We start from the raw sequence: 25,029 nt of genomic DNA on the forward strand, positions 1-25,029 counted from the left end.
GTCGGCTCCCGCCGAGGCGAGGCCGGCCCGGTTACCCGCGATCAGTCGATGGTGGCGCCGGACGCCTTGATCACCGGCTGCCAAAGGTTCTTCTGGTCGACGATGAAGGCTCCGAACTCCTCCGGCGTGGTGATCCAGGCGGTGGCATCGAGCGGATCGAGCAGGTTGGCGGTCGCCTTGCTCTCCAGCACGGCGTTGATCTCGCGGTTCAGCTTGTCGATGATCGGCTTGGGCGTGCCCGCCGGCGCCGAGATGCCGAACCAGACGCTCATCGTCATGTCGAGGCCGGCTTCCTTGAAGGTCGGCACGTTCGGCAGCAGCTTGCTGCGTTCGGCGCCGGTGACGGCGATCGGCTTGAAGTCGCCGCTTTCGATGGCCGAGATCAGGTTCGGGATATTGCCGAACTGCATGCTGACGCGGCCGGCAAGCACATCGGTCTGCGCGGCGCCGGCGCTCTTATAGGGAATATGGACCGCCTCGATTCCTGCTTTTTGCTTGAGAAGCTCGCCGGAGATGTGCGGGCTGGTGCCGTTGCCCGACGAGGCGAAGGTCAGCTTGCCGGGGTTCTGCTTGGCATAGGCGATCAGCTCGGCGAGGTTGTTGACCGGCAGGTTCTTGTTGACGACCAGAACATTGTTGACCTGGGCGGTGCCGGCGACCGGGGCGAGGTCCTTGAGTACGTCGAAGTTCATCCGGGCGTAAAGCGCCGGATTGATCGCCAGAATGCTCAGATTGACGGCGGTGATCACGTAGCCGTCGGGCGGCGACTTGGCGACATAGTCACCGGCGATGTTGCCATTGGCGCCCGCCCGGTTTTCCGCCACCACGGGCTGGCCAAGGCGCTCGGACAGCCCGTTCGCGACATGCCGCGCCACGACGTCGTTGAAGCCGCCCGGCGGGAACGGGATGATCAGCCGGATCGGTTTGGTCGGGTAGCTGTCCTGCGCCTGCGCCATGGTGAGCGGGGTGCAGAACGCGGCGAGGGCCAGAGTAGCGGCCAGCGCCGCCTTCACCTTGGTCATGTGTCTTCTCCCTAGGTCTCTTTTTCTTCTGGTAGCGTGAACTCAGATGTAGGCCGGACCCGAAATCGCCGGGAACCGGGCGAAGGCGGTCTCGTCGATCTCGATGCCGAAGCCGTTTCCGGGGGGCGGCACGACGAACCCTTCCTGGTCGACTTGGATCGGGGCGCTGCCGAGAAGATCGCGCAGGTCGTTGGTCTCGGCCGCGTCGGCTTCAAAATAGCCGCCATTATCGATCGAGCAGAGCAGATGGATCGCCGCCGAATGGTTAAGGGTGGTGATCGAGGAGTGCGGGTTGACCTTGAACTTCCAGGTAGACAGCAGATGCGAGATGCGCAGCACCTCGGTCGGCCCGCCGGACTTGGAGAGGTCGGGCTGCATGACGGTGACGGAGCCGTCCTCGATCAGGCGATTGAATTCAAAGCGGCCATAATGGTTCTCGCCGGCGGCGAGGGGCGTGCGCACGATGGCCTTGGCCTCGCGATAGCTGCGGTAATCCTGCGCCGGGAACGGCTCCTCGAACCAGGTGACGCGGTTTTCGGCCAGCACCGGGGCGGCGTAGCGCACGTCGTCCAGCGAATAGCTCGAATTCGCGTCGACCATGATCGCGATGTCCGGGTATTTCTCGCGCACCGCGCACAGGCGCTTGAGGTCCATGTGGCGCGCATCGCCGAAGCGCAGCTTCACGGCCCGGTAGCCCTTCTCATAGAGCGCGGTGATCTCCTCCATATATTCCGGCAGTTCCTTGAAGCCGAGGCTGACGCCGCCGGCATAGGCTGGAACCTTCTTGGCCGTGCCGCCCATCAGCGCGTAGACCGGCACGCCCAGATATTTGGCGCGCGCATCCCAGAGCGCCATGTCGATGCCGCTGAGCGCGATATAGGAGCCGGCCCCGAGCCCATGCGTCGCGATCTGGCCGCGATAGCAGGCGTCCCAGACCGCGACCGTGGATGCCGCGCTGTGGCCCTCGGCGAGGAAGCTCATCGTGGTGTTGACGAGCGTGGCGACCGTGGTGGGCGAACGGCCGTGATGGGCCTCGCCATAACCGACGACGCCGCATTCCGTGGTGACCTTGACGATCACGCAGTCCCGCTTGATCGGGCGCCCGATGCCGCGGCGGATCACATGCTTTTCGGGAAGCCTATAGGAAAGCGGAATCGCTTCGATCGTGTGGATCTTGAGATCCTTGAACATGTCCCGGTCCTGTTCCACCGGCGCGATCTGGGCTGACGAACGAGTCACAAGTCTTCTCCATGCGTGGAACGGCATGGTGCCGTCACGCTCTTCTGGTGCTGCGAATGAACTGGCGTTGACGGTTGGCTATCCGGCCGGCCGCACTGCGCGGTGTGCGAGAGGCCTCATGGCGTGAGCCATGCCCTTATCGCGGCTGACCGTTTCTCCCCGACATCCTTGTTGTTGAGGGAAATGATAGTGACAAAGATCATTCCTACAAATGAATAGTCGGGGGGCGTCCATAACTACAGTTATGGGCCGACCGGATTTCCGCCCGAGCGCTCCAACTCCTTGCGCATGTGGTCGATGAAGGAGGTTCCAAGCCGCGACAGGCGCTCCGCGCGATAGATGGCGTGAAGCCGGATCGACACCCTCGGCGCGAAGCGCAGCCGTTTCACTCCCGGATAATCCTGCAGGCGCAGGAAGGCGCCCGGCAGCAGCGCGATACCCACCCCCGCCTCCACCAGCGACATGGCGATCGAGGGATGGTTGCATTCCACGCCGATATGGAAGGTCGAGCCCGACTGCTCGAACGCGGTCGCCACGCGCGCGGCCCAAGGCGAGGTCAGGTTGAAGGAGATCAGCCGCTCACCGGCGATGTCGCGCGGGGTGATTTCCGGGCGGTTCGCCAACGGCGAGGTTGCGGGGACCGCACAAATCACCTCGACCTCCACGAGGTCCAGCGCATGCAGGGAGGCGTCAGGTATCGGTCCGTAGAGCACGCCGAGATCGACCTGGTTGCGCGCGACCCGCGCCACCACTTCATGGGAGGTCAATATCTTGAGTGAAAAGTTCACCTGCGGGCGCTCGGCCAGAAAATCGGAGATCGGGTCCGGCAGGAAGGTGGTGGCGAGGCTGGGCAGCACCCCGACCTGCAGCCGCCCGGTATGGCCGCGCTGGAGGTCCTGAACCGCGCGCTGCATCTGTTCCACGGTGTCGAAGATGCTCTCCGACAGCGCGAACAGGTCCTCGGCCTCGCGTGTCGGAAACAGCTTGCCGCCGCGCCGCTTGAACAGCGCCATGCCGATGAGGTCCTCGGTGTGCTGCAATATCTTGCTCACCGCCGGCTGCGAGAGTCCCAGAAACTTCGCCGCCCCGGTGACCGTCCCGGTACGCATTACCGCCCAGAACACCTCCATCTGGCGAACATTCATCACGCTCACGGGCGAACCATCCGTTTTCTGGACATTGCGGGGCATGAGGATAGGGCGACACGGCCGGCATGGCCAATACGCCCTGCCATATCCGGGGGTTATACTGGGCCCTGCATTTGGAATTGGACACCCGCGGGCCGGACGTGTTTGTGCACGGAACCACTTTAGACCTGTCCGCCACTGATGGTTCAAGTCCTTGCACGCCCCAACACCCGGCCGGAGTCAGTTCCTCACCGTCTTTCCGGCCATCATGCTCCCGATGTTCCTCGGCATCGTCGACCAGACGATCGTCGCCACGGCGTTGCCGAGCATCGGCCAGGACCTCGGAAGCGTTGAACGGCTTTCCTGGATCATGGTGGCCTATCTGGTGGCCATCACGATCTCGGCACCCGTGTTCGGTCTTCTGGGCGATTCGTTCGGGCGCAAGCGGCTGCTTCTGGTGGCGCTCGGCTCCGTGTCCTTCTTCTCCGTCCTGTGCGCCTTCGCCACCAGCGTGGAGATGCTGGCGCTCGGGCGCTTCGCGCAGGGGCTGGGCGGCGGCGGGCTGATGACGCTCTCGCACGCCCTGATCGGCGAATCCGTGCCGCCCCGCCAGCGCGGCCACTTCCAGAGCTACACGGCCTCGGTGGCGGTGACCGCGAGCACCATCGGCCCCGTGCTCGGCGGCGTGCTGGCCGAGGGCTTCGGATGGCAGGCGGTGTTCCTGGTCAACCTGCCGGTGGCGGCGGCGGCGGCTTTTCTGGTCGGTCGCCTGCCGGCGCATCGCGCGCCCGCCGAGAATTTCCGTTTCGACTATGCCGGGGTGATCCTGTTCGCGCTCACCGTCACCAGCGCGCTGATCGCGATGGAACAGCTACAGGATCTCGCCTCGCTGTCGATCCCGCGTTTCATGACGCTGATCGGCGTGTCGCTGGTGCTCCTGCCGCTGCTGATCTGGCGGGAGCAGCGGGCGAGCCAGCCGCTGCTGCCCCTCACCCTGCTCGGTACCCCGGCGATCTGGCGCAGCGATGCGCTGGCCTTCCTGCATGGGGCCTGCATGGTGTCCCTGATCACGTTCATCCCGATCTATCTGTGCGTCGTGCACGGCACCTCGGCGGCGAAAGCGGGACTGGTGATGCTGCCCATGACCGCGTGCATCGGCCTGGGCTCGATTCTTACCGGGCGACTGGTGAGCGAGACCGGGCGCACCGCTATCTTTCCCTCGATCGGGCTGACGCTGGCGGCGCTGAGCATGCTGACCTTCGCCTGGCTGTCGCCGAGCCTGTCCACCCTGGCCGCCTCTATCATGCTCGGCGTCACCTCCTTCTTCATGGGCAGCGTGATGGCGGTGGTTCAGATCACCGTGCAATGGGCGGCGGGTACGCATCATCTGGGGCGGGCGGCGGCGTCGGTGCAGCTGTCGCGCTCGCTCGGCGCCGCCTTCGGCACCGCATTGATCGGCACCGTGATCTTCATGATAATCAATCTCGCCGGCAGCGATGCCGCCAGCATGCTGAGCGATCTGCTGGGGCGCGAGGAAGCGGCGCTGGCGGCGGTCACGCCGGCGATCCGGGCGGACATCGCCCAGGCGTTCCGCGCCGGTTTCCTGCTGATCGGCGCCCTGGCGGCGCTGGCGGCGGCGCTGGCCTGCACGTTGCCGCTGCGGCGGGTCTGACGCCGTCGGGCGACGCGAGAAACGCCACCGGGGCGCGCACCTCTTCCCATGGCTCGAAACAAAGCATGGCATTCGGCTGCTTCCGGCGATCCCTTAAGGTCGGCCCCGGATCGCCTTTTCATGACCTCGTGCTGTCGCCGGAGCCCGCCATGTCCCGTTTGAAGGATGTCGTCATCGAGGCCCATGGAGGGCTGCCGCTGTGGGAGCAGTTCGAGCAGGTGCCGGCGGTGCTGGTTCAGGGGGGCGCATTGTGGGGCCTGAAGGGGCATCCGCAGACGCCGGAGCACACAACCGTCACCGTCGGCCTGAAGCAGCTGTGGGCGTCCCACGCCCCCTGTCGGGCCAGCCGGCCGCGTTGCGCTGGAAGGCGATGACGGTACGGTCCTTGATGAGCTTGCCGAGCCGAGGCGGAGCTTTGACGGCCATGCGCTCCAGACCCCGTGGACCGAGCTGCAACTTGCCTATTTCGCCGGTTGCGCGATGTGGACCTCTCACCATGCCGTTCCTGCTCGCCTGGCCGGGCATGGAATCCGAGGACTGGAGCCCTGGCCGACCGACACCGGCGACTGGCGTCGCCTCGCGGTCCGCTTCCCGGCGAGCATCGCCGCGCACAGCACCTTCCAAACGCTCTACTTCGACGGCGACGGCCTGCTGAGGCATCACGACTACAATGTGGAGATCGCCGGAAGCACGCCCGGCGCGCATTTCGTCAGTGATTATGTCGAGGTCTCGGGCATCCGCTTTCCGACCCGGCGGCGCATCTTCGCCCGGCAGCCGGATGGCAGTTTCAGCCCCGAGCCGCTGGTCGTGTTGATCGACCTTTCCAACCTTCGGCTTGGCTAGCGCGTCGCGCTATCGGGTCGCGAGGGGGGCGGCGTCGCTTCGGACCGATCGGGGTATCTCGCCAATGCATGCGGCTGAAGGCGAGCCGCATCCGCTCCCTGTTCTCGACCCCCACCTCGCGCGCGATTTCCTCGATCGGCAGGCGAGACTGCTCCAGCATCGATTTCGCCGCTTCCGCACGCCGCATCTCGACGGCCTTGGCGGGCGTGGTGCCCGTCTCGTCCCTGAACAACCGGGCGAACTGGCGAGGACTGAGGCTCGCCGCATCGGCAGTTCCTCGAAGCCTGGTCCTCAGATTTGCGCGGGCGTGATTCATGGCCCGCTGCACCCTGTCCTCGCGCGCGTTGGAGTCGAGAAGAGCGGAATGCTGGGATTGTCCGCCCGACCGGCGATGATACATCACCATGCTTTTCGCGACCGTGCGCGCCAGTTCATTGCCGTGATCACGCTCGATCATGCCGATGACGAGGTCGATTCCCGCTGTCATCCCGGCCGAGGTCCAGATCGTGCCGTCCTCGATGAATATCTTGTCCATATCGACACGGCAGCTCGGGAAACGCTCCTGCAGCGCCTTCGCATAACGCCAGTGCGTGGTTGCCCGCCGGCCGCTCAAAAACCCCGCATCTCCCAGGACGAAGGCGCCGAGGCAAATGGCGGCGACCCGTCGGGCATTTTCGTCGGAGGACCGCAGCAGTCTGACCAGACCCGGCGATGCGGTCGGTATCTCCAGTCCGGCGCCGACGATCAATGTATCGTAGACATCGGCATAGAGCCCCTTCGTGAGTGCCGACATGCCGGATGAGGACATGATCGGTCCTCCCTCCTCCGACAGCACGTCGAGCTGATAGATGGTTTCGCCCATCCTCTTATTGGCCACTTCGAACGCCGCGAACGCCACGAGCCCGATGACCTGAAAGTCCGGGCAGACACCAGACCGATCTTCATGCTCCCTTCTCTTCATGCCCGCGGCCGAAGATGGTTGCGTTCCGGGCTTGTCACCACCCGCGTGGCGGGAATGATGACATCTATGTCCTGCAGGCACGAGGCGCGCTGCTAGTCATCCTGCAATCCCGCGCAGCACGGCGGGATCTCGCATGAAATCCGCCATCGTCAATGATTTCAGCGACATCCTCCTGATTGAAGCTATCGAGATCGGCAACGCGCTCGGAGGGCGCGGAATGACCCATCGCATGTGAAGAGCGGTGTGCGGGCACGCCGCATCACCTCGTCCTGAAGCCCTTACGTCCTCGACCGTGCGGATCGAAAACTTCTGGGTCAATTTACATTGGAATGATCTGAAATCACGGCATCATGACGTTGTCGGTCTCATGCGCCGGGCTACGCCTCGGGCGGCCAATCTTGAGGACGTCGCTTCAGTATGACGCTCCCCCGTGGGGCGACTGGCCGTCACTTCCCCGATGAATAGCGTCTTCGGCGCGCCTTACATTCCTTGAAGAGGGCTCTATGACAGACCTCACCATCAATGGTTCCCGCCGCAGCGTCGATGTCCCGGATGAGACCCCGCTGCTGTGGGTGCTGCGCGACGTGCTGGGCATGACCGGTACCAAGTTCGGCTGCGGTATCGCCCAGTGCGGGGCGTGCACCGTGCATCTCGATGGCGTGGCGGTGCGCTCGTGCCAGCTTGCCGTCGGCGATGTGGGCACGCAGGCAATCACCACTATCGAGGGCGTCGGTGCCACCCCGGAGGGCGCGAAGGTCCAGAAAGCCTGGCTCGACCTCGAAGTGATCCAGTGCGGCTACTGCCAGCCGGGGCAGATCATGTCGGCGGCGGCGCTGCTCGCGGCCAATCCCGCCCCGAACGATGCCGCCATCGATGCGGCGATGGCCGGCAATCTGTGCCGCTGCGGCACGTATGTACGCATCCGCGAGGGGATCAAGCATGCTGCGCGATCTTGAGGACAATCACGGCCCGGCGCTGTCGCGGCGCGCCCTGCTGCGCGGCGGCGCGGCGGTTCTCGGCGGGCTGATGATCGGCATCGAACTGCCGGTGCGTCGCGCCCGGGCCGACGAGCCGGCTTCCACCGGCGCGCCGCTCAATGCCTTCGTGCATGTGCCGCCCGAGGGGCGCGTCGAGCTGATCATGCCGTCGGTCGAGATGGGGCAGGGCGCCTATACCTCGCAGGCCATGTGCCTTGCGGAGGAACTCGACATCGGCCTTGACCAGATCATCGCGATCCATGCCCCGCCGGACCAGCCGAAATACGGCAACCCGCTCTTCGTGGTGCAGGCCACCGGCGGGTCGACCACCACAATGGCGTGGACCGAGCCGCTGCGCAAAGCCGGCGCGACGGCGCGGGCGATGCTGGTGGCCGCTGCCGCCGCCGAATGGGGCGTCGATCCGGCCACGCTGACCACGGAAAAGGGCATGGTCTCGGACCCCGGCAGCGGGCGGACGCTCGCCTACGGCGCGCTCGCCGACCGGGCGGCCACCGTGCCGCCGGCGGCGGAGGTCACGCTCAAGGATCCCGCGCAGTTCCGTCTCATCGGGACGCCGGCTCACCGCATCGACACGCCGGACAAAGCCGTCGGCAAGACGGTCTATGGCATAGACGTCATCCGTCCGGGCATGAAATTCGCGGCGCTCATGGCCTCGCCGGTGATCGGCGGCACCGTGGCCCGTGTCGACGACGCGCCGGCCCTCGCCCAGCCCGGCGTGCGGCAGGTGGTGGTGCTGGACGATCTGGTCGCGGTGGTCGCCGACAACACATGGGCGGCCCAGCAGGGGCTCGCCGCGCTGGTCGTCGACTGGACGGCCGGCCCGCATGCCGGGCTCGATCAGGCGCAGCTCTGGGCCGACATCGAGAAGGCCTCGCAGGGCCCCGGCGTCGTCGCGCAGAAGGAGGGCGAGGCTCTGGCCGCGCTGAATGGCGGCACGCTGTTCGAGGCGAGCTATGAACTGCCCTTCCTCGCCCATACGCCGATGGAGCCGCTGAACTGCACCGTGCATGTGCATGACGGGCAATGCGAGATCTGGGTCGGCACCCAGGTGCCGGGCTTCTGCCAGATGGGCGCCGCCAAGGCGCTAGGCATCGATCCGTCAAAGGTGAGCGTCAACAACCACATCATCGGCGGCGGATTCGGCCGACGGCTGGAGGCGGATTACGCCAAGATCGCCGCCCGCATCGCCGCGAAGGTCGACGGGCCGGTGAAGGTCACTTGGTCGCGCGAGGAGGATATCAAGCAGGATATCCTGCGCCCGCTCTATCACGACCGGCTGAAGGCGCGCGTCGAGAACGGCAAGGTGACGGCGTGGCATCATCGCGTGACCGGCGCCTCGATCCTCGCGCGCTGGCTGCCGCCCGCGTTCAAGAACGGCATCGACGGCGACGCCGTCGACGGGGCGGTGGATTCGCCCTACGGCTTCGACAGCGTGCTCGTCGAATATATTCGCCACGAATCCCCGGTTCCGGTCGGCTTCTGGCGGGGTGTCGGGCCGAACAGCAGCGTGTTCTCGGCCGAGAGCTTCCTCGACCTGATCGCGAAGCAGACCGGCGTCGATCCGGTCGACTTCCGGCGCGGCATGCTGGACAAGACGCCGCGCGCGCTCGCCGTGCTGAACGCGGCGGCTGCGAAGGCGCGCTGGGGCACGCCGGCGCCGGCCTCGCCGTCTGGTGCGCGGGTCGGGCGGGGCGTCGCGCTGATGCACGCTTTCGGCAGTTTCCTCGCCTGCGTCGCCGATGTGGCGATCGCCGATAGCGGCGATGTGCGCGTGACCCGCGTGGTCATCGCCGCCGATGTCGGGCGCGTCATCAATCCCGATATCGTGGTCGCGCAGATCCAGGGCGGCGCGACCTTCGGCATCACCACCGTGCTGCACGACGCCATCACCATCGAGGGCGGCAGCATCCAGCAGAGCAACTTTCATGACTATCGGCTGATCCGCATCGACGAGATGCCGGCTATCGAGGTGGAGATCATCGGCAGCACGGAAAAGCCCGGCGGCATCGGCGAGCCGGGCACGGTGATCGTGCAGCCGGCGGTCGCGAACGCCATCTTCGCCGCGACGGGCGTGCAGCTGACGCGGATGCCGGTCGACCCGGCCCGCATTGCCAAGGCGGTGTGAACCATGCGCGCGAAAACACTGGTCTTCTCGGTGGCGGGTGCCGCTGTCGTCATTGGCGTCGTCGCTCTCGGCGTGGTTGGCTGGATGGTGCTCCAGCCCGGCCCCTACGGCTTCGCCGGTGGCGACCCGGTGGCCCTGGCCGACTACAAGGGTGCCTCGCCGACCGGCCTCCCGGTCGAGCTTGCGAGTGCGGACCCGGCGACGACGCGCGAATACATCGCCCGCATGGGCGACTGCGAAGCCTGCCACACGGCCAAGGGCGGCCAGCCCTTCGCTGGCGGTCGGCCTTTCGTGCTGCCCTTCGGCACCATCTACACGCCGAACATCACGCCCGATCCCGAGACCGGCATCGGCACGTGGACCGACGCGCAGTTCCTTGATGCCGTCCATCGCGGCATCGCGCCGGATGGCTCGCGCTATTACCCGGCCTTCCCCTATCCCTCCTACACCCTCATGACCGACGAGGACGTGCTGGCCATCAAGGCGCATCTGTTCGCGCTGAAGCCGGTGAGGCAGGAAAACAAGCCGAACACCTTCGCCTTTCCCTTCAACCAGCGCTGGCTGATGGCGATCTGGGCGACGCTGTTCAATCCGGATGAACGCTTCCGGCCGGTGCCGGAGCAGAGCCCGGAATGGAATCGCGGGGCCTATCTGGTCGAGGCCACCGGCCATTGCGGGGAGTGTCACACCCCGCGCAACCTGATGCAGGCGCTCGACCAGCGCCGGAAATTCGGCGGCGGCGTCGCCGAAGGCTGGAGCGCCTACAACATCAGCGCCGACAAGGTCAGCGGCGTTGGCGACTGGTCGGCCGAGCAACTCGCCGCCTATCTCGCCGCCGGCCATGCGAAGGGGCGGGGAGCGGCCTCCGGCCCGATGGGCGAGGCGGTCGAGCTCAGCCTGTCGCACCTGACGCCCTCGGATATCGCCGCGATCGTCACCTATCTGAGGAGCGTGCCCCCGGTTGCCGGCGACCTGCCGGCGCTGGCGGGCGCCGCCCCGGCCACGCCGGTTCTCGCCAGCCTCGACAACCCGGTCGGTCAGCGCGTGTTTCAGGGCAATTGCGCGAGCTGCCATGACTGGACCGGCGCCGGCGCGGTCCGAAGCGAAGCGCAACTCACCGGCGTGCGCGGCGTCAACGATCCGAGCGGCACCAATGTCGCGCTGATGGTGCTGCACGGTTCCGGCCCGACCTGGCCCGGCCACCCCTACATGCCCGGCTTCGGCCACGCCTATTCCAACGCGGAAGTGGCCGCCGTCGCCAATTACGTCACCGCCCGCTTCGGTGCCGCGCCCTCTGGACTCACCGCCGCCGACATCGCAAGGCTACGGGAGATGGAGTGAGCAGGCTGGAGGCCGCCCATCCAGTGCCGCCTGCGGCCGCAGGTTCCGACCGCAGCGAGAGAGACGCCATGCCAACCCCACCCGCAGCCAGCCCCCGCATTCCTCTCGTGCCCGCCTCCTATTTCGGCATGGTTCTCGGTCTCGCCGGGCTCGGCGGGACGTGGCGCGCCGCCCATCTTGCCTGGGGCTTGCCCTCCCTCGTCGGCGAGGTGATCCTGCTGATCGCCGGGCTGGTCTGGGTCGTGGTCACCGCGCTCTATGCGTTGAAATGGATCGTGGCGCGGGAGGCGGCGCTGGTCGAGGCCGCCCATCCGATCCAGTGCTGCTTCATCGGCCTCGCGGGCGTGGCGACGATGCTGGTGGCCGGCGGGCTTATTCCCTATTCCCATGGTGCGGCCCTCGCGCTTTACATCGCGGGCGCTGTGTTCACGCTCGGCTTCGCCATCTGGCGCACCGGCGGGTTGTGGCTCGGTGAGCGCGACCACAGCCACACGACGGCGGTGCTCTATCTGCCGACGGTTGCCGGCAGTTTTGTCATCGGCACGGTGGGCGGCGCTCTGGGGCTCGCCGATCTCGGCCAGTTTTTCTTCGGCATGGGCTTCTTCGGCTGGCTCGCCATCGAATCCGTGCTGCTCCACCGGATGCTGACCGCGCCGAACATGGCGAGCGCGCTGCGGCCGACCCTCGGCATTCAGCTGGCGCCGCCCGTGGTGGGCGCGGTGTCGCTGATTGCGGTGGCCCCGCAGGCGCCGTTCCTGTTCGCCCATGCCATGATCGGCTATGGCGTGATGCAGGCGCTCATCATCCTGCGGCTGTTGCCGTGGATCCTGCGCGAGCCTTTCGCGCCGTCCTACTGGGCCTTCACCTTCGGCGTGACCGCTCTGGCCACCGCGCCGATCCGCCTCATCGCGCTCGGCGACGATGGCACGGTCCGCTATCTCGCCCCGGTGCTGTTCGTCTTCGCCAATGCCGTCGTGCTGATCGTGGCTCTGGGCACGCTCCACCGATTGGCCAACGGCCGTCTGCTGACCGCGCCGGCCCCGTCACCACTGCCGGCGCCACCCGCCCGCGCCGACGGCTGACGCCGGCCCGATCTCATCGCCATCCCCGCCCGCTCTGGCCGGGGGAGGTGGAGACGTACTGGATCGCCCTGCGGACCAGTTCCGGGAGCGTGGCGGCGTCGAGTTTCACCTTCAGCTGCGAGCAGGTATTGGCGACCGTCTTGTAGCTCAGGCCCAGTTCCTCGGCGATCTGGGTGTAATCCCGGCCCTCGGCCAGCAGCGAAAGGGTCTGCAACTCGCGGGGCGTGACATCCCCCAGCGGGGTGTCGCCGCGGGCATTCAGCATCGCCACCTGAACCGCGAGGTCGGGGCTGATATAAGGGTGGCCGCGCCTTATCCGGTCGAAGGCTTCCAGCAGGGCGCCCGGCGCGGTGTCCTTCAGCACATAGCCATTGGCCCCGGCCTCCAGCGCGCGGCTGGCGATCACCGGATCGCCATGCATGGAGAACACCAGGATCGGCATCCGCGAGCTCTGGGCGCGCAGGCGGCGCACCAGCAACAGCCCGCTCAGCCCGTTGCCCTGCAGGGACAGGTCGATGATCACCACATCGGGCTTCTCGCGGCGGAACAGGCGATAGCCCGCCAGCACCGTTCCCGCCTCCAGCACGCGCTCGACGCCGGCATCCTCCAGCAGGCGGCGGCATCCCTGCAGCACGATGGGATGGTCATCGATGACAAGGACGCTGGTCATCAGGCGGAGGCCCTTTTCCGGTTGGTCGCGCCGGCGTCGCCGGCAGGGGTGGGAATGCTGATCGAAACCCGGGTCCCGCGGGGCTGGTTCGGCGTGATACGCCAGTTGCCACCCAGCACGCTGATGCGTTCCTCAATGCCGATGAGGCCGTAACCCGGCAGCGCGCCGGGTTCAAAGCCGGAGCCGTCATCGGCAATGAGCAGGGCGATGCGCCCGTCCTCGCTCTTCGCTTCTATCGAGATGTTCCGCGCACCGCCATGGCGCAGGGCATTGGTCGCCGCCTCCTGAATGCAGCGATAGACCGTGAGGTCGATGCAATCGCCATAGCGCTCCACCAGGCCCTCGGTGGAAAGCTGGAACTGCCGGTCGGGGGCGTGGCTCTCAAAATCGGCGACAAGGTCGGCGATCACCGCGGCCAGCGGCACATGGCCGAGCGCCATGGGCCGGATGCGGCGCAGCAGGCGACGGTTCAGCCCCTGGATGCGATCGATGATCTCGACCATGGTCGCGCTCCGCTCCCCGATGCGGCGGGCGAGTTCCGGCTCGGCCCGCGCGGAGAGGCGGACCAGCGATTCCAGATTGGCGCGCAGGCCGAACACGCAGGGTCCGAGTTCGTCGTGCAACTCCGAGGCGATCTCGCGGCGCTCGTCGTCCTGCACCCGGATCAGCCGCTCGTTGAGCTGCGCGTTGTCGTCGCGCGCCAGCTTCAAGGCCGCTCCGAGCGCGTTGAAACGATCGGTTATCATGGCGAGTTCGCGCACGCTCGGCGTCGGCAGCCGATGCTCGAAGCGCCCGGCCTCCAGTTCGGAGAGCCCGGCGGACAGCGTCTTCAGCGGCATGAGCAACCGCCCCAGCACGACATAGAGCGCGGCAAGGATGGCGAGGTTGACGGCGACCGCCAGCAAGGCGAGCGCCGACATGTCCTCCCAGACCTCCTCGATCTCGTCGGAGGCCTCGCCCGCCACCACGACCCGGCCAAGCATCCGGCCATCCGCGACCACGGGAAAGGCGCGCTCGGGCCGCGCCACGGTGATGAGGGCGGTGAACCAGCCCGGCACCTCCCGTTCATCCGCCGCGTGTTCCCCCTCGTCGGCTGTGGAGGGGACATCGATCACCCGGCCATCGGCGGATTCGATGCGCAGGCGCACATGGCGCACACCCCCGAGATGCAGCGGCAGCCGAGCGAGAGCATCGGAGCCCGCGCCCTCCGAGGTGACGCGCTCCACCCGGTCCTGCACCAGACGCTCGGCGACGGCGAGCGAGGACAGGATTTCGGCTTCCGTGGCGCGCCGGGCATTGGCGATCACCACCACCAGGGCGACCAGCGCGGCGCACAGATTGATCGCGATCACCGCCGTCATCACCTGCCAGCGCAGCGAGCGGTGGCGCGGGAATCCCGAAGCCGGTCCCGGTACGAAGGCCATCACGGCGCGCCTCCCGGTTGCGCTTCGGCCTTCAAGGCGGCGAAGCTCGCCTCGCGGGAGAGGCCCTGGGCGCGCAGATTGTAATAGTGCTGGCACAGATCGCTGAAGCCGGCCCGCGCGCCCTTTCCGGCAAAGGCGGCAAAGCCCGCGATGATCTCTTCGGCGCTCTCCTTGATCCCGATCTCGCCGAGCATGGCTTCGAGTTGCACCGCGCGATTGGCGATCATCCGGTCCGTTTCGCCGAAGCGTTCATCGGCATCGGCAAGGCGCGCGTGCCAGCCGGCGACGGCGGGTGCGTCGGGCGAGAGATCGTGCCCTGAATCCCGGCTTGCGAGCCACAGCCCGGGCGGTGTTCCGTCGGTCGGCTGCAGCCAGGTCTTGCGGGCGATCTCATTGCTGGCCGACGCCGTGACGCGCTCGCGCGATTCCGGCTGCGCCTCGTCGGAGCAGCCGGCGAGGGCAAAAGCGGCGACCGCTCCAAGGACGGCGCCGGCAAGGCGAGGCGATCTGGCGTTCATTTATACTTATGATGTTCTTATAAATATTACTTGAGCGATCCTCATCTTTTACCTCGATGTCGGCCAGTCGCGCGATTCCGAGACGCGTGAGGAATCGAAGCGGCGGCGGTCGGTAAGGTTCAAGACTTTGGAATGGAAACATTTTTGCGAGGCGGCGGCAAGCGTTCCGGCCCGCTTCGGCGAAAACGCTCCTGACTCAGGGAAAAGTTCCCGGCCAGAATTTCCATCTTGCCTAAAGACACGAATGAACTTCGACGCGAACAATAACATCAGGATCGAACGAAATAATTAGAAGATCATAAGAAATTCACTTCCCCTTAGAAACAACGCCCAGCGGAAACGCCATACCCGCGGGGCGGGAAGAAGTGGATCGAAGAAATCCGTCCTCGCTCGCGGCAACGCGCCGGAGAAAGAGGCGGAACGGCCTGGGAAATGGAAACGCGAGGGAAGTCCAATGAGTCGACTGCACTCTTCAGTGTCGGCACTCTCCGTCGTCGCCGCTCTGGCGGCCGCTGTCAGCTTCGGCGCTTCGGTGCCTGCGGCTGCGAACGACAAATTGGTCGAGCTGTCGAAGAATACCGACAACTGGCCGATGACCGGCAAGAACTACAGCGCCAACAATTACAGCGAGGCCAATCAGGTCACCAAGGAGAACGTCAAGAACCTCAAGGCCGCCTGGTCGTTCTCCACCGGCGTGCTGAGCGGGCATGAAGGCACTCCGCTGGTCGTCGACGGCGTGATGTATATTCACTCGCCGTTCCCGAACACGACCTTCGCCGTCGGTCTCGACGATCCCGGCAAGATCCTGTGGCAGCACAAGCCCAAGCAGAACCCGACCGCCCGCGCGGTGGCCTGTTGCGACGTGGTCAATCGCGGCCTCGCCTATTGGCCCGGCAATGACAAGGTCGGCCCGCTGATCCTCAAGACCCAGCTCGACGGCAATGTCGTGGCGCTCAACGCCAAGACCGGCGAGGAGTACTGGAAGCTGGAGAATTCCGACATCAAGGTCGGCTCCACCCTCACCATCGCGCCTTACGTGGTGAAGGACACCGTGCTGATCGGCTCCTCGGGCGCCGAACTCGGCGTGCGCGGCTATGTCACCGCCTACGACATCCCGACCGGCGCCCAGAAGTGGCGCGCCTATGCCACCGGCCCGGATGAGGAAGTGCGGCTCAGCGACGACTTCAACAGTGCCAACCCGCATTACGGCCAGAAGGGCCTCGGCCAGGCGACCTGGGAAGGCGAGGCCTGGAAGATCGGCGGCGGCACCAACTGGGGCTGGTACGCCTTCGATCCGGGCACCAACCTGTTCTATTACGGCTCGGGCAACCCGGCGCCGTGGAACGAGACCATGCGGCCGGGCGACAACAAGTGGACCATGACCATCTGGGGTCGCGACATCGACACCGGCATGGCCAAGTTCGGCTACCAGAAGACCCCGCACGACGAATGGGACTATGCCGGCGTCAACGTCATGATGCTGTCCGAGCAGCAGGACAAGGAAGGGAAGATGCGCAAGCTTCTCACCCATCCCGACCGCAACGGCATCGTCTACACGCTCGATCGCGAGAATGGCGACCTGATCTCCGCCGACAAGATCGACGACACGGTCAACTGGGTGAAGCAGGTCGACCTCAAGACCGGCCTGCCGCAGCGCGACCCGGAATATGCCACGCGCATGGACCACAAGGGCCGCGACATCTGCCCCTCGGCGATGGGCTACCACAACCAGGGCCACGACTCCTACGACCCGGAGCGCAAGTCCTTCTTCATGGGCATCAACCATATCTGCATGGACTGGGAGCCCTTCATGCTTCCCTACCGTGCCGGCCAGTTCTTCGTCGGCGCGACCCTGTGGATGTATCCCGGCCCGAAGGGCGACCGCCAGACCTATGAAGGTCTCGGCCAGGTGAAGGCCTACGACTCCATCAACAACAAGTACAAGTGGGAAGTGATGGAGCGCTTCGCGGCCTGGGGCGGCACGCTCGCCACGGCCGGCGGCGTGGTGTTCTACGGAACGCTCGACGGCTTCATCAAGGCCCGCGACAGCGACACCGGCGAGCTGCTGTGGAAGTTCAAGCTGCCGTCCGGCGTCATCGGTCATCCCATGACCTACACCCATAACGGCACGCAGTACGTCGCCATTTATTACGGTGTCGGCGGCTGGCCGGGTGTCGGCCTGGTGTTCGACCTGAACGACCCGACCGCCGGCCTCGGCTCGGTGGGCGCGTTCAAGCAGCTCCAGCACTACACCCAGATGGGTGGCGGCGTGATGGTGTTCTCGCTCGACGGCAAGGGTCCCTATGACGATCCGAAGGTCGGCGAATACTCGACCGAGATCATCCGCACCAGCAACTGATCGTCCGCTCCGGAACCGCCCGCCGCGCTGTTCTCCGCGCGACGGGCGGCACCGGCCCTGAAATCCCTTGGGAATGCGTGTGCATCCGTCTCGGAGGAATGTTTCATGTCCAGGCCCCGCATGACTTTGGCCCATGTCATCAGCCGTAACGTCATCAGCCGTCTTGCCCTCGTGGCCGCCGGCCTCGCGCTGGGCGCCGCCACCGGAACCGCGGCTCCGGCAACGGCCGCCGGCGCACCGGGCGCCAAGGAACTGCGCATCTGCGCCTCCAATGTCGAGGCGCCGTTCTCCACGCCGGATTCATCCGGCTTCGAGGATCGCGTCGCCAAGGCGCTCGCCGAGGCCATGGGCCGCAAGGCGGTGTTCGTGCGCAGCGACCAGCCCGGCATCTATCTGGTGCGCGACCAGCTCGAAAAGAACAATTGCGACGTCGTGATGGGCGTGGATGTGGGCGATGAGCGCCTGCTCACCTCAAGCCCTTATTACCGCACCGGCTACGTGCTGGTGACCCGCGCCGACCGCAACATCACCACCAGCGACTGGCAGGACCCCCAGATCAAGGACCAGACGCGGTTCGCCGTGCGGTTCTACTCGCCGGCGGAAACGATGCTGAAGCGCATCGGCCGCTTCGAGGACAACGCGGCGTACATGTATTCGCTGGTGAACTTCAAATCGCGCCGCAACCAGTGGATTCAGGTGCCCGGCGACCGGCTGGTCACCGAAGTCTCGAACGGCGATGCCGACGTGGCCATCGCCTTCGCCCCCGAGGTGGCCCGCTACGTGACCAAGGCCAGCACGCCGCTGCGCATGACGGTCATCTCCACGGATGTCGACCGGCCGAACGATAAGCCGATCCCCATGCATTACGACCAGGCGATCGGCGTTCGGAAGAACGACGCGGCGCTGCTGGCCGAGATCAATGCCGGGCTGCAGAAGGCGCGCGGGCAGATCGAGCAGATCCTGACCGACGAGGGCATCCCGCTTCTGGACCCCAACACCTGACCGTTCTCGCGACCCGGCGGCGGCCCGCCGCCGGTGCCGGACGCTCCGCACCCGCGATGTGAAAAGGTTCGATGACCAAGAAAACGCTCATAAAGGCCGCGGTGGCGGTCATCGTCATCGGTTCGCTCGGCTTCGGCGCGCGCGCCGCGATCATGCTGACCAACACCGTGACCGGCCAGCCGCTCGAACTCTCGGAAGCCCCGGAGGAGGGGCGCGACACCAAGGCGGTGAAGACCTTCCTCGAGACCGGGGTCAATATCTACAACGAGGACCCGGTCTGCCTGCCCAAGGCGCACGAGATCTTTCTCTCCATGTGCTCGGGCTGCCACGGCCATTACGGCGAGGGCAAGATCGGGCCAGGTCTCAACGATTCCTACTGGACCTACCCGAAGAACGAGACTGACCAGGGCCTGTTCGAAACCATCTTCGGCGGCGCGAACGGGCAGATGGGGCCGATGTACGGCGCTCTGAACATGAACGAGATGCTGCTCGCCATGGCCTGGGTGCGCCATCTCTACAAGGACGACCCGAAGGACGCGGTGTGGCTGACCAGCGAGCAGCGCAGCACATTCAAGCCCTTCAATGCCAACGCCAAGCACGTCGAGCCATCCGAAGAGATGCCTCCCAAGTGCGGCGGACAGGCGGGCTGATCCCAAAACGGCCCGTCATAACAAGGTGGAAACGAGGAGACGCAGCATGAGGATGATCGACCGTACCGTGAAGTTCACCTGCCTTCTGGCCGGCGCCGGGGTGTTCGCCCTCGGCCTTGTCGTGAGCGCGGCCGCCTATGACGGCACCAACTGCAAGGCGCCGGGCAATTGCTGGGAAGCCAAGCCCGGCTATCCGGAAAAGGTCGCGGGTTCCAAATACGATCCCAAGCACGACCCCAAGGAACTGAACAAGCAGTCGCAGTCCATCAAGGAGATGGAAGAGCGGAACGCCCAGCGCGTCGCCTATTTCCAGAAGACCGGTCAGTTCATCTACGACGTGAAGAAGATTCCGACGAACTGACGGCCTCTCCAGACCTGAATTCACGAACCCACTTGGGGCGGCAGTTTCATCTCCTTCTGCCCCGCGATCCTCTGGGCACTCAGTCCGGAATGTGGGTAACTGGCGCGGCCGACGTCAAACGGGTCTCCCGTCTGCGTGGGCCGCGCCCTTTTCGGGGGCGGCACGTGCCGTGTGCCCGCGTGCTGGAAGGGCTTACGGATGCGCGTCGTTCGCGAAACGGATTCCGTCCTGTCGGAGTGGCGGGAGCAGGCGCTGCGCTTCGAGCGCGAAATCGCCAGGGTGGTGCTCGGGCAGCAGCGGGTCATACGGCTGCTTACCATCGCCACCTTCGCGCGCGGCCATGTGCTGCTGGAAGGTGATGTCGGCGTCGGCAAGACCACGCTGCTGCGGGCCCTTGCCCGCGCCATCGGTGGCAGCTTCGAGCGCATCGAAGGCACCATCGACCTGATGCCCGCCGACCTCATCTATCACGCCCATCTCGGCGAGGACGGCAAGCCGCGCATCGATCCCGGTCCGCTGCTGCGTCAGGGCGAGGACCTGTCCGTCTTCTTCTTCAACGAGATCAACCGCGCCCGCCCGCAGGTGCATTCGCTGCTGCTGCGGCTGATGGCCGAGCGCTCGGTCTCGGCCTTCAACCGCGACTATCATTTTCCCCATGTGCAGGTCTTCGCCGACCGCAACCGCGTGGAGCGGGAAGAGACCTTCGAGCTTCCCGCCGCCGCGCGCGACCGTTTCCTGATGGAGGTGCAGGTCGCCATGCCGGCCGACGAGGCCGCGCGGCGCTCCCTGGTCTTCGACACCCGCTTCCACAATGTCGACGCGCTGCTCACCGAGGTGAAGCATGGCGGCCTCGACCCGGCGACGCTGGAAACGATAGCCCGGGCCATCCAGTCCGGCGTGCGGACGAGCGAGACGCTCGAGACCTACACGCTGGCGCTCTGGGAGGCGATCCGCGCGCCCCGCGCCTTCGGCATCGCCATTGATGGCGTCGATATGGATCGGCTCGTGCACGGCGGCGCCAGTCCGCGCGGCATGAGCTACCTCATCCGCGCGGCGCGGGTGCGCGCGTGGCTGGAGGGGCGCGACATGGTGGTGCCGGAGGATCTGCGCGCCGTCTTTCCCGAGGTCATGGCGCACCGCATCTTCATCGATCCGGTCTATGAGCTGCGCCGCGAGGGCATTGTCGGCGAACTCATCGCCCGCGTGTTCGAGCGGGTGCCGGCGCCATGAGCGGTCCGATCATTCGCCCACCCCATCCGACGCCGCTGCCCTATCGCCTGCGCTGGCGGCCGGAGGGAATCGTCCCCGGCGCGCATCCCGGCCATGGCGATGGCGCGGAAGGCGAGTTCCGCCGCCACGTTCCGCTGCTGCGCCAGCCCGATCCCCGCCGCATCGACCTGCGCGCCTCGCTGCGCGATCCCTATGGCGACCTCCACGTCCGCCAGTTCGCGCCGCGTCGAACGGTGCCGGTGGCGGCGCTGGTGGACCTGTCCGGCTCGATGCGCTTCGGCGCGGCGGTGGCCGGGCGGGTGGCCGAGCTTTGCTCGGTGCTTGCACTGTCCGCCGTGCGCTCGGGCGACAGCTTCGCTCTGTTCGGCTGCGATGCCCACCTGCGCGACGATATCTCCATTCCCCTCTCGCGGCGGCGCGGGCTTGAAGAGGAGGTACGCGCGAGGCTCGCTGCCGCCCAGCCCGCCGGCCTCGGCGCTGCCGGCCTGTTCGAGGCCGCCGGGCGCCTGCCGGCCCGGCGCGCGCTGGTGTTTCTCGTCTCCGATTTCCTCGCCCCGCTCGACGAGACCGCGCGCCTGCTCGACGCGCTCTGGCGGCATGATGTGGTGCCGGTCGTGGTGCGGGACGGGGCGGTCGAGGAGGCGCTGCCGAATTGGGGGCTGATCGAGCTTGGCGATCTGGAAACCGGCGCCGTCCGGCTGGTGTTCATGCGGCCCGGCTTGCGCCGACGCTGGATCGCCGACGCGCTCCGGCGTCGCGAGGCGCTGGGCGAGCTGTTCGCACGGCGTGGCCTGCGTCCGCTCGACCTCAAGGACGCCTTCGACCCCGATGCGCTGGCGCGCCGGCTGATGGAGGGGTGAGATGGCGCGGCGCCTCCGGCTCGCTTTCCTCGCTCTGCTCGCGATCGCCGGCGCCACGCCGGCCGCGGCGCAGGTGCGCGCCGTCGATCTCTATGCGCCGCGCGCCTTCGGCTATGTCATCGGCGATGCGCTGACGCTGACGGCCGACATCACGCTCGACGCTCCCTTCACGCTCGACCCCGCCGCGCTCCCGACCCCGCGCGCGCTCAATTACTGGCTTGACCTGCGCGAGGTCCGTCTCGACGATCACGGCGTCGAAGGTGGCCAGCACCGCTACACGCTGGGCCTGACCTACCAGACCTTCTACGCCCCGCTGGAGCCGCGCCGGCTCGACATTCCCGCGATCGCGCTTTCGGCCACTGACGGCGCGCGGCGCGTGGCGGTCAACGTGCCGGGCTGGTCGTTCCTGTCCTCGCCGCTGCGCGAGGTGATGACCAGCACGCCCGGGCAGGCCATGACGCTGCGGCCCGATACTGCGCCGCGGATGATCCCGACAGCCGGGACCCGCCACGCGCTGTTGGCCTCGCTTGTGATCGCGCTCGGCGCGCTGGCCGTGCTCGCCTGGCAGATGGGCTGGTGGCCGTTCCATCGGCGCCGCGCGCGTCCCTTCGCCATGGCCGCGCGGGCCATGGCGGGGGCGCTGGGGTCCCCATCCTCGGAGAGCGCCTATCGCGGCTCGCTGATGGCGCTGCATCGCGCCTTCGACACCACCGCCGGGCACGGCCTGTTCGCGGAGGATCTGCCGGGCTTCTTCGCCGCGCATCCCGCCTTCCGCGCCGTCGAGGGCGAGGTGCGGCGGCTGTTCGCCGTGTCGCGCGATGTGTTCTTCGGCGGGGATGCGCCCGGCGCCCAACGCGCACTGCCACCCGGCGAATTGCTCGCCCTTGCCCGGCGCCTGCGCGCGGTCGAGCGGGAGGCGTCATGAAATGGGTGGCGACGGCATGGGACGGACTGAGCGGCCATTGGGGCGTCGATCATCCCGCCGTGCTGGCATTGCTGATGCTCGCGCTGCTGCCGCTGCTCGCCACGCCGTTCCGGCGCGGCGGCGTGCCGGCCATCGCCCTCATTCCGGAGGATCGCGTCTCGCGCCTGATGAGCGCCGCGCTGCGCCTTGCCGGCATGGTCGCGATACTGGCGCTGGTGCTCGGCATGGCGGGCCTGCACCGGCGTGAGCAGAGCGTCGAGCGCGAGGGCACGGGCGCGCATCTGGTGCTGCTGCTCGACCGCTCCTCCAGCATGGACAACAGCTTCGCCGACCGCGCCCCGACCGGCGATCAGGAATCGAAATCCGCCGCCGCCAAACGACTGCTGACCGATTTCGTCGCCCGCCGCCCGCATGACCGCATCGCGGTGGCTGCGTTCTCGACCTCGCCCATGCCGGTGCTGCCGCTCACCGATCATCACGCCGTGGTGGATGCCGCCATTGCCGCGATCGACCGGCCGGGCCTCGCCTTCACCGATGTCGGCCGCGGGTTGGCGCTGGCCTTCTCTTATTTCAGCGAGGATACCGACGAGAGCTCGCGCGCCGTGCTTCTGGTCTCGGACGGCGCCGCGCTGATCGACCGCCGCGTGCAGGAGGCGCTGCGCGACGCCGTAGCGCGTACGCCGGTGCATCTCTACTGGCTGTTCCTGCGCTCGCGCGGCTCCAAGGGTATTTTCGACGTGCCGCCACCGGGCGAGGATACGCCGCAGGCCAATCCGGAGCGGCATCTGCACCTGTTCCTGGAGAGCCTCGGCGTACCCTATCGCGCCTTCGAGGCGACCAGCCCGGAAGCGGTGGGTCAGGCGATCACCGAGATCGACCGGCAGGAAACCCGGCCGATCCGCTATCTGGAGCGCGTGCCGCGCCGCGATCTCGCGCGGGTGGCGTACCTTATCGCGGCGCTCTGCCTCGGATTGCTCGTTATCGCCAAGCTCGCCGAACGCCGTCTCATGCCCTCTCGGCTACCCGATGTTCGAGCCTCTGCTATCGCCGACGAACCGAGGAGGGCGGCGTGAGTATCGAACGCCGGCGAACCGGCCGCCTTGTCATCCTGTCGAGCGTCGCCGTGCTGGTGATCGGCCTTGCCGGCGCCCTGTGGTTCGGCGCCCGGCTCCATGCCGAGCGCGCCGACAACGCCACCATCGCGGCGCTGGCGGCGGGGCAGGAGGTTGCGGTCTCGCCCGATGCCGCGCCTGAGGTGCTGTTCGCCCGGCTGCACTTCTTCACCTACCGCGACCGGCTGGACGAGGCCCAGCCGCTGCTCAACCGGCTGGCCGTGGACGGCAACCGCCCGCTGGCGGTCGCGTCGCTCTACGACATGGCGAATGCGCGCCTGAGGCTTGCCATCGATCATCTCGGCACGAATGACATCGACCCGGCCATACCGCTGGTGCGGCTCGCCAAGGACGGCTATCGCCGCGCGCTGACGCTCGATCCCGGCTTCTGGGACGCCAAGTACAATCTCGACATCGCGATGCGGTTGGTGCGCGACTTCCCGCAGATCGATGTCGATGGCGAGGAGATCCCGCCGGAAGCCGCCAAGCGGCTCTGGACCGATCTGCCCGGCCTGCCACAGGGATTGCCATGACCCGGCGGGCTCACCTTATCGCGCGCGACGGGCGGTTCTGGCTTCTGGTCCTTGCGCTGGCGCTGACGCTTGCCGCGATCGGCGCGCCGCGCCTCACCATGGCACGCGAGGCGCGGGACCTCATTCTGGTGATCGACGTCACCGGCAGCATGAATGTGCGCGACGGCCGGCCAGGCGGTCCGCCGGCAACCCGGCTTTCGCAGGCCAAGGAGGGCGCGCGGCGGCTGCTCGCCGGCCTGCCCTGCCAGTCGCGCCTCGGCCTTGGCATCTTCACCGAGCGGCGCAGCTTCCTTCTGTTCGAGCCGGCCGAGGTCTGCGAGAACTTCTCCGCCATTGACGGGGCGATCGATGACCTCGACTGGCGCATGGCTTGGGAGGGCGACAGCTATGTCGCGCGCGGCGTGCATGGCGCCATTGCCATGGCGCAGGGCCTCGGCGCCGATCTTGTCTTCCTGACCGATGGCCACGAGGCACCCCCGCTCGCCGGCGGTGAGCTCCCGGCCTTCGACGGCGAACCGGGCAAGGTTGCCGGCGTTCTTGTCGGCGTCGGCGGTACGGAGCCTTCGCCGATCCCGAAATTCGACCGGGACGGCAGAGAGGTCGGCTTCTATGGGGAAAGCGACGTCCCGCAGGAGAACCGCAGCGGGCCGCCTCCGGCCGATGCCCCCTCCCGCGCCGGCTACAACCCGCGCAACGCGCCCTGGGGCGGCGAGGCGGCGACCGGCACCGAACATCTGAGCGCGATGCGCGCGGAGCATCTGCGCGCGATCGCCGCCCAGACCGGGCTCGGCTACGCAGCCCTGAGCACGCCCGCCACGGTGATCTCGGCGGTCGAGGCCGGCACCCGCGCCCGTCCGGTGGAGGTGCGGGTGGACACCTCCGCGCTGCCCGCCGCTTTCGCCCTGCTCTCGCTCACCGCGCTGTTCGGCGTCGGCGCCGCTGCCGCGCGCCGCGATCCTGTTCACCTGCACTGAA

Annotated in this window: 24 protein-coding genes; 17 read left to right on the plus strand and 7 right to left on the minus strand. The window is 67.1% G+C overall.

Annotated features, from left to right (window positions below; genetic code table 11):
• Window positions 1-41: 41 nt before the first annotated feature.
• From MKI84_RS14015 to MKI84_RS14025, 3 genes are all read right to left on the minus strand, one after another.
• The gene (locus MKI84_RS14015; protein ID WP_241620440.1) at window positions 42-1,022 is read right to left on the minus strand and encodes a Bug family tripartite tricarboxylate transporter substrate binding protein; all 981 of its coding nucleotides are present in this window, start codon (window positions 1,020-1,022) and stop codon (window positions 42-44) included.
• Between the two features lie 42 nt (window positions 1,023-1,064).
• The gene (locus tag MKI84_RS14020; RefSeq protein ID WP_241620442.1) at window positions 1,065-2,261 is read right to left on the minus strand and encodes a mandelate racemase/muconate lactonizing enzyme family protein; all 1,197 of its coding nucleotides are present in this window, start codon (window positions 2,259-2,261) and stop codon (window positions 1,065-1,067) included.
• A gap of 242 nt (window positions 2,262-2,503) precedes the next feature.
• Entirely contained in the window at window positions 2,504-3,406 is a 903-nt protein-coding gene (locus MKI84_RS14025) for a LysR family transcriptional regulator (protein WP_241620570.1), read from the minus strand.
• 250 nt (window positions 3,407-3,656) lie between these two features.
• Between MKI84_RS14025 and MKI84_RS14030 the strand changes: the two genes are divergently transcribed.
• The 3 genes from MKI84_RS14030 to MKI84_RS14040 all read left to right on the plus strand — a co-directional run bounded on the left by MKI84_RS14030 (window position 3,657) and on the right by MKI84_RS14040 (window position 5,903).
• A complete protein-coding gene (locus MKI84_RS14030; RefSeq protein ID WP_241620443.1) occupies window positions 3,657-5,060 on the plus strand; it encodes an MFS transporter in 1,404 nt (467 codons plus the stop codon).
• 149 nt (window positions 5,061-5,209) lie between these two features.
• Window positions 5,210-5,434, plus strand: a complete 225-nt coding sequence (locus MKI84_RS14035; protein WP_241620444.1) for a hypothetical protein — start codon at window positions 5,210-5,212, stop codon at window positions 5,432-5,434.
• 106 nt (window positions 5,435-5,540) lie between these two features.
• Window positions 5,541-5,903 (plus strand): hypothetical protein, encoded by a 363-nt coding sequence (locus tag MKI84_RS14040; RefSeq protein WP_241620445.1) that lies wholly within the window; start codon window positions 5,541-5,543, stop codon window positions 5,901-5,903.
• Here the strand turns inward: MKI84_RS14040 and MKI84_RS14045 are convergent.
• A complete protein-coding gene (locus MKI84_RS14045) occupies window positions 5,848-6,864 on the minus strand; it encodes a GlxA family transcriptional regulator (protein ID WP_342593639.1) in 1,017 nt (338 codons plus the stop codon). The genes MKI84_RS14040 and MKI84_RS14045 overlap by 56 nt on opposite strands.
• A 503-nt stretch (window positions 6,865-7,367) precedes the next feature.
• Here MKI84_RS14045 and MKI84_RS14050 point away from each other — a divergent pair.
• The 4 genes from MKI84_RS14050 (at window position 7,368) to tehA (ending at window position 12,410) form a co-directional block, all read left to right on the plus strand.
• Window positions 7,368-7,820 (plus strand): (2Fe-2S)-binding protein, encoded by a 453-nt coding sequence (locus tag MKI84_RS14050; protein ID WP_241620446.1) that lies wholly within the window; start codon window positions 7,368-7,370, stop codon window positions 7,818-7,820.
• Entirely contained in the window at window positions 7,804-9,987 is a 2,184-nt protein-coding gene (locus MKI84_RS14055; protein WP_241620447.1) for a xanthine dehydrogenase family protein molybdopterin-binding subunit, read from the plus strand. Before MKI84_RS14050 ends, MKI84_RS14055 begins: the two co-directional genes overlap by 17 nt.
• Before the next feature lie 3 nt (window positions 9,988-9,990).
• A complete protein-coding gene (locus MKI84_RS14060) occupies window positions 9,991-11,328 on the plus strand; it encodes a c-type cytochrome (RefSeq protein ID WP_241620448.1) in 1,338 nt (445 codons plus the stop codon).
• Window positions 11,329-11,396: 68 nt separating this feature from the next.
• Window positions 11,397-12,410, plus strand: a complete 1,014-nt coding sequence (gene tehA, locus MKI84_RS14065; RefSeq protein WP_241620450.1) for a dicarboxylate transporter/tellurite-resistance protein TehA — start codon at window positions 11,397-11,399, stop codon at window positions 12,408-12,410.
• Between the two features lie 13 nt (window positions 12,411-12,423).
• Here the strand turns inward: tehA and MKI84_RS14070 are convergent, their stop codons facing one another.
• The 3 genes from MKI84_RS14070 to MKI84_RS14080 are packed head-to-tail and all read right to left on the minus strand — an operon-like array spanning window position 12,424 to window position 15,022.
• Window positions 12,424-13,080: a response regulator transcription factor gene (locus tag MKI84_RS14070; RefSeq protein WP_241620452.1), complete on the minus strand. Its 657-nt coding sequence runs from the start codon at window positions 13,078-13,080 to the stop codon at window positions 12,424-12,426.
• Window positions 13,080-14,504, minus strand: coding sequence for an ATP-binding protein (locus MKI84_RS14075; protein ID WP_241620454.1), 1,425 nt, complete (start codon window positions 14,502-14,504; stop codon window positions 13,080-13,082). Before MKI84_RS14075 ends, MKI84_RS14070 begins: the two co-directional genes overlap by 1 nt.
• Window positions 14,504-15,022: a hypothetical protein gene (locus MKI84_RS14080; RefSeq protein ID WP_241620456.1), complete on the minus strand. Its 519-nt coding sequence runs from the start codon at window positions 15,020-15,022 to the stop codon at window positions 14,504-14,506. The genes MKI84_RS14075 and MKI84_RS14080 overlap by 1 nt, the downstream gene beginning before the upstream one ends.
• 454 nt (window positions 15,023-15,476) lie before the next feature.
• On the opposite strand from MKI84_RS14080, the gene MKI84_RS14085 reads away from it, so the two are divergent.
• The 10 genes from MKI84_RS14085 to MKI84_RS14130 all read left to right on the plus strand — a co-directional run bounded on the left by MKI84_RS14085 (window position 15,477) and on the right by MKI84_RS14130 (window position 25,028).
• The gene (locus MKI84_RS14085; RefSeq protein ID WP_241620458.1) at window positions 15,477-17,381 is read left to right on the plus strand and encodes a methanol/ethanol family PQQ-dependent dehydrogenase; all 1,905 of its coding nucleotides are present in this window, start codon (window positions 15,477-15,479) and stop codon (window positions 17,379-17,381) included.
• 105 nt (window positions 17,382-17,486) lie between these two features.
• Window positions 17,487-18,383 (plus strand): methanol oxidation system protein MoxJ, encoded by an 897-nt coding sequence (gene moxJ, locus MKI84_RS14090; protein WP_241620460.1) that lies wholly within the window; start codon window positions 17,487-17,489, stop codon window positions 18,381-18,383.
• Between the two features lie 71 nt (window positions 18,384-18,454).
• The gene (gene moxG, locus MKI84_RS14095; protein ID WP_241620462.1) at window positions 18,455-19,033 is read left to right on the plus strand and encodes a cytochrome c(L), periplasmic; all 579 of its coding nucleotides are present in this window, start codon (window positions 18,455-18,457) and stop codon (window positions 19,031-19,033) included.
• A 46-nt stretch (window positions 19,034-19,079) separates the two neighbouring features.
• Window positions 19,080-19,394, plus strand: coding sequence for a methanol dehydrogenase [cytochrome c] subunit (locus MKI84_RS14100; RefSeq protein WP_241620464.1), 315 nt, complete (start codon window positions 19,080-19,082; stop codon window positions 19,392-19,394).
• Window positions 19,395-19,592: 198 nt separating this feature from the next.
• Window positions 19,593-20,624, plus strand: a complete 1,032-nt coding sequence (locus MKI84_RS14105) for an AAA family ATPase (RefSeq protein WP_241620466.1) — start codon at window positions 19,593-19,595, stop codon at window positions 20,622-20,624.
• Window positions 20,621-21,484 (plus strand): DUF58 domain-containing protein, encoded by an 864-nt coding sequence (locus MKI84_RS14110; protein WP_241620468.1) that lies wholly within the window; start codon window positions 20,621-20,623, stop codon window positions 21,482-21,484. The genes MKI84_RS14105 and MKI84_RS14110 overlap by 4 nt, the downstream gene beginning before the upstream one ends.
• Window position 21,485: 1 nt before the next feature.
• Complete coding sequence (locus MKI84_RS14115) at window positions 21,486-22,409, plus strand: nonribosomal peptide synthetase MxaA (RefSeq protein ID WP_241620470.1); 924 nt, start codon at window positions 21,486-21,488, stop codon at window positions 22,407-22,409.
• The gene (locus tag MKI84_RS14120) at window positions 22,406-23,482 is read left to right on the plus strand and encodes a vWA domain-containing protein (protein ID WP_241620471.1); all 1,077 of its coding nucleotides are present in this window, start codon (window positions 22,406-22,408) and stop codon (window positions 23,480-23,482) included. Before MKI84_RS14115 ends, MKI84_RS14120 begins: the two co-directional genes overlap by 4 nt.
• Complete coding sequence (locus MKI84_RS14125; protein WP_241620473.1) at window positions 23,479-24,054, plus strand: hypothetical protein; 576 nt, start codon at window positions 23,479-23,481, stop codon at window positions 24,052-24,054. The genes MKI84_RS14120 and MKI84_RS14125 overlap by 4 nt, the downstream gene beginning before the upstream one ends.
• Window positions 24,051-25,028, plus strand: coding sequence for a vWA domain-containing protein (locus MKI84_RS14130; RefSeq protein ID WP_241620475.1), 978 nt, complete (start codon window positions 24,051-24,053; stop codon window positions 25,026-25,028). Before MKI84_RS14125 ends, MKI84_RS14130 begins: the two co-directional genes overlap by 4 nt.
• Window position 25,029: the final 1 nt, after the last annotated feature.

The sequence above is a fragment of the Ancylobacter gelatini genome (assembly GCF_022601675.1).
Classification (GTDB): Bacteria; Pseudomonadota; Alphaproteobacteria; order Rhizobiales; family Xanthobacteraceae; genus Ancylobacter; species Ancylobacter gelatini.

Bases quoted from the DNA above. Each gene is read 5' to 3' on its own strand.
- MKI84_RS14120 (WP_241620471.1), top strand. From the start codon at position 22,406: ATGAAATGGGTGGCGACGGCATGGGACGGACTGAGCGGCCATTGGGGC.
- MKI84_RS14035 (WP_241620444.1), top strand. From the start codon at position 5,210: ATGTCCCGTTTGAAGGATGTCGTCATCGAGGCCCATGGAGGGCTGCCG.
- MKI84_RS14130 (WP_241620475.1), top strand. From the start codon at position 24,051: ATGACCCGGCGGGCTCACCTTATCGCGCGCGACGGGCGGTTCTGGCTT.
- MKI84_RS14060 (WP_241620448.1), top strand. From the start codon at position 9,991: ATGCGCGCGAAAACACTGGTCTTCTCGGTGGCGGGTGCCGCTGTCGTC.
- MKI84_RS14080 (WP_241620456.1), bottom strand. From the start codon at position 15,022: ATGAACGCCAGATCGCCTCGCCTTGCCGGCGCCGTCCTTGGAGCGGTC.
- moxG (WP_241620462.1), top strand. From the start codon at position 18,455: ATGACCAAGAAAACGCTCATAAAGGCCGCGGTGGCGGTCATCGTCATC.
- MKI84_RS14025 (WP_241620570.1), bottom strand. From the start codon at position 3,406: ATGAATGTTCGCCAGATGGAGGTGTTCTGGGCGGTAATGCGTACCGGG.
- MKI84_RS14100 (WP_241620464.1), top strand. From the start codon at position 19,080: ATGAGGATGATCGACCGTACCGTGAAGTTCACCTGCCTTCTGGCCGGC.
- MKI84_RS14040 (WP_241620445.1), top strand. From the start codon at position 5,541: ATGTGGACCTCTCACCATGCCGTTCCTGCTCGCCTGGCCGGGCATGGA.
- MKI84_RS14015 (WP_241620440.1), bottom strand. From the start codon at position 1,022: ATGACCAAGGTGAAGGCGGCGCTGGCCGCTACTCTGGCCCTCGCCGCG.
- MKI84_RS14105 (WP_241620466.1), top strand. From the start codon at position 19,593: ATGCGCGTCGTTCGCGAAACGGATTCCGTCCTGTCGGAGTGGCGGGAG.
- MKI84_RS14045 (WP_342593639.1), bottom strand. From the start codon at position 6,864: ATGAAGAGAAGGGAGCATGAAGATCGGTCTGGTGTCTGCCCGGACTTT.
- MKI84_RS14070 (WP_241620452.1), bottom strand. From the start codon at position 13,080: ATGACCAGCGTCCTTGTCATCGATGACCATCCCATCGTGCTGCAGGGA.
- MKI84_RS14085 (WP_241620458.1), top strand. From the start codon at position 15,477: ATGAGTCGACTGCACTCTTCAGTGTCGGCACTCTCCGTCGTCGCCGCT.
- MKI84_RS14110 (WP_241620468.1), top strand. From the start codon at position 20,621: ATGAGCGGTCCGATCATTCGCCCACCCCATCCGACGCCGCTGCCCTAT.
- MKI84_RS14050 (WP_241620446.1), top strand. From the start codon at position 7,368: ATGACAGACCTCACCATCAATGGTTCCCGCCGCAGCGTCGATGTCCCG.
- moxJ (WP_241620460.1), top strand. From the start codon at position 17,487: ATGTCCAGGCCCCGCATGACTTTGGCCCATGTCATCAGCCGTAACGTC.
- tehA (WP_241620450.1), top strand. From the start codon at position 11,397: ATGCCAACCCCACCCGCAGCCAGCCCCCGCATTCCTCTCGTGCCCGCC.
- MKI84_RS14055 (WP_241620447.1), top strand. From the start codon at position 7,804: ATGCTGCGCGATCTTGAGGACAATCACGGCCCGGCGCTGTCGCGGCGC.
- MKI84_RS14030 (WP_241620443.1), top strand. From the start codon at position 3,657: ATGCTCCCGATGTTCCTCGGCATCGTCGACCAGACGATCGTCGCCACG.
- MKI84_RS14115 (WP_241620470.1), top strand. From the start codon at position 21,486: ATGGCGCGGCGCCTCCGGCTCGCTTTCCTCGCTCTGCTCGCGATCGCC.
- MKI84_RS14075 (WP_241620454.1), bottom strand. From the start codon at position 14,504: ATGGCCTTCGTACCGGGACCGGCTTCGGGATTCCCGCGCCACCGCTCG.